Origin of the sequence: uncultured Frigoribacterium sp. (assembly GCF_963515265.1) — a bacterium.
Classification (GTDB): domain Bacteria; phylum Actinomycetota; class Actinomycetes; order Actinomycetales; family Microbacteriaceae; genus Frigoribacterium.
The window spans coordinates 1-2,910 of sequence record NZ_CAUPYL010000259.1 but is presented as its reverse complement, the minus strand read 5'-3'; the positions used below and the strand labels follow the sequence as shown (position 1 = coordinate 2,910).

The 2,910-nt window shown below is 72.4% G+C and carries 3 protein-coding genes; 1 reads left to right on the top strand and 2 read right to left on the bottom strand.

From position 1 onward, the window contains the following. Positions 1-379 precede the first annotated feature (379 nt). Together RWM17_RS13620 and RWM17_RS13615 are read right to left on the bottom strand one after the other, a co-directional pair. Positions 380-625 (bottom strand): hypothetical protein, encoded by a 246-nt coding sequence (locus tag RWM17_RS13620; RefSeq protein ID WP_314104542.1) that lies wholly within the window; start codon positions 623-625, stop codon positions 380-382. After that, complete coding sequence (locus RWM17_RS13615) at positions 622-1,455, bottom strand: DUF308 domain-containing protein (protein ID WP_314104539.1); 834 nt, start codon at positions 1,453-1,455, stop codon at positions 622-624. The genes RWM17_RS13620 and RWM17_RS13615 overlap by 4 nt, the downstream gene beginning before the upstream one ends. Before the next feature lie 283 nt (positions 1,456-1,738). Between RWM17_RS13615 and RWM17_RS13610 the strand changes: the two genes are divergently transcribed. After that, positions 1,739-2,854, top strand: a complete 1,116-nt coding sequence (locus RWM17_RS13610; protein ID WP_314104537.1) for an acyl-CoA desaturase — start codon at positions 1,739-1,741, stop codon at positions 2,852-2,854. Positions 2,855-2,910 lie beyond the last annotated feature (56 nt).

The following is a 2,910-nucleotide window of genomic DNA, read 5'->3' as shown; positions in this document are numbered from 1 at the left end:
GCGCCGCGCCGCGCCGCGGGCAGCACGCAGAACGCCGGACGCGGCGGGCCGGGCGCGGAGCTCCGCGATCCCCGCCCGTCGCGACGCGATGGTCCCTCGCTAACCCACCCGCTCCCTGTCGCTCTCAAATTTGAGAGTGATCCGGCAGCCGGCGGGCCGCGTGCCCACCGTTCCCGCGAGCCGTGGCGCGGATCGCTCGCGCTTTGAGATCACTACCCGCAGCGGCCTCGGACCGCGCCGCGTGCGGGCGAGCAAGGCGCGAGTGTTCCGCGCGTACGGCAGCCGGATACGCGGAATCCTGGCGGCCCTGAGACGAATCCCTCTCAAATTACGAGGTGAGGGCAGTGAGGGGCCGGGTCGGGCGGGGCCGCGGCGCGGGTCAGTGGCCCTTGGGGCGGTCCGACTCGTCGATCTCGTGGCGCTCGTCCTCGTTGGGCTTCGCGGCGAGGGCCAGCATCGCGATCACGACGAGCGCGACGATGAAGCCGATGCAGAGGAAGATCAGCGCGAGCTCGAGCTGACGGGTGGTCATCAGCACGACGACGCCGACGAACACGGCGAACACGGCGCTGAGGCCCAGGAACTCGGCGGGACGGACGCGCTCGCGCCAGCTGGGTGTGGTCATGCGTGCTGTCCCTCGTCCGATGTCGGGTCGATGCTGCTGTCAGTGCTCGTGCTCGTGCTCGTGCTCGTGCTCGTGCGGCGGCCGGCCGGCCCCGCGTCGGTCCGTCCCGCGGCGTCGTGCCCCGCGTCGGTCCGTCCCGCGGCGTCGTGTCCCGCGGCGCCGTGTCCCCCCGCGCTGTCCCCCGCGTCCGTCTGCCACCGCAGCGACAGCCCGGCGATCACCAGGAACACGCCGACGACCGCGGCCCAGGCGCCGAGGACCCCCACCAGCACCGTGGACGAGGTGAGCTCGCCCTCGATCTGCTCGACGCCGCCGAGCGGCTGCGCGTAGTCGAGCGGCACGACCAGGAACACGACGCCCAGCGCCAGCGTGAGCACCCCGACGCTGGTCCAGTCACGGGCGAGCGGCGAGCGGCCGCGGCGACGCAGGCCGGCGACGAGCTCGAGGGCGCCGGCGACGAGCGCCCAGCCCGACACGAGCGCGACGAAGAACGCGAGCCCGGCCGCGGAGGCGGCGAGGGCGACGGCACCGGCGACGACGGTCGTCACGCCCTGGACGACCTGCAGCGTGCGGCTGCTGCGGTCGTCGAGGCGCAGCAGCACGCCGACGGTGAGCAGCAGCCCGCCCACCAGGGCGGCGACGCCGAAGGACACGAGCCCGACGAACGGCGAGTGGTCACGCGAGAAGGTCACGGCGGCGGCCGTCACGAGGAGGGGCACCGCACGCACCAGGGGCACGGGCCAGTACGCCGAGGAGCCAGCCGAGGAGGCGCGGCCCCGGTCGGCCGTGTCGCCGCCGGACGGCACGGGGGGCACGGAGGCAGACGGCACGGTACTTCTTCCTGGGCGGGGCGGACCCGAGGAGTTTACCGCCCCCTCCTGGCAGGTCCCGCGCGGGACGGCGAGGGTCGCTCGCCGTCGAGCGAGGAGCCGCCGGCACGCGCGCTCGCGCGCGCCCGCGCGACCGTTCGGCCCACCTGTGCATCCGCCCGGCATCGCTGTGCATCGGCGCCTGCGCTGGCGCTGACCCCGACCGTGCCCCTAGCGTCAGGGGCATCTAGGGGCGCACCGCTCACCTCCACGGCTGGGAAGTCGACACACCCGCGGGAGCTCCATGTCCGTCATCGCACCCCCCACCGGCGCCTCCGGCCCGGTCTCGTCCGGCTTCCGGCCGACCGTCGCCGGTCGTGCCAGCAAGCCGACCAGCACCTACTCGGCCCTGCTCGCCAGCGTGCGCGAGGCGGGTCTGCTCCGCCGCCGCACCGGCTTCTACGTCACGGTCTTCGTGATCCTCGTGGCCTGCCTCGGCGGCGCCGCGACCGGCTTCGTCCTGCTCGGCTCCAGCTGGTTCCAGCTGCTCATCGCCGCGGCCCTCGGCGTCATCCTCACGCAGTTCGCGTTCCTCACCCACGAGGCCGCGCACCGCCAGGTCTTCGACTCCGGCACCCGCAACGACAAGGTCGGCCGCGTCCTCGCCGCCGGCGTCGTCGGCATGAGCTACGCGTGGTGGATGTCGAAGCACACCCGGCACCACGCCAACCCGAACACCAAGGGCAAGGACCCGGACATCGCGTTCGACACGGTCTCGTTCCTCGAGGAGGACGCGGCGAAGCAGACCGGCCTCATGAAGCACCTGACGCGTCGCCAGGGCTACTTCTTCTTCCCGCTGCTGCTCGGCGAGGGCGTCAACCTGCACGTCCACTCGTTCAAGGTGCTGCTCACGAAGGAGAAGATCGAGGGCCGCGCGCTCGAGATCTCGCTGATCGCCACGCGCATGGTGCTCTACTTCGGCGTCGTCTTCTTCTTCCTGCCCGTCGGCATGGCCTTCGCCTTCATCGGCGTGCAGATGGCCGTGTTCGGCCTCTACATGGGCTCGTCGTTCGCGCCGAACCACAAGGGCATGCCGATCATCCCCGAGGGCGCCAAGGTCGACTTCCTCAGCAAGCAGGTGCTCACCTCGCGCAACATCACGGGTCGCTTCTCGACCGCGTTCATGGGCGGCCTCAACTACCAGATCGAGCACCACCTCTTCCCGAGCATGGCGAGGCCGCACCTGCGTGCCGCGTCGAAGTTGGTCAAGGCGCACTGCGCCGCGCACGAGATCCCCTACCAGGAGACGACGGCCGTCAAGTCGTACGGCATCGTCATCCGCTACCTGAACCGCGTCGGCCTCGCCGCGGGCGGCGACCCGTTCGACTGCCCGGCGGCGGCACAGCTCCGCCCCCGCTGAGCGGCACCCGGTCCTGAGCACGACGGCGCCTGTCCCCGAGGGGTCAGGCGCCGGCG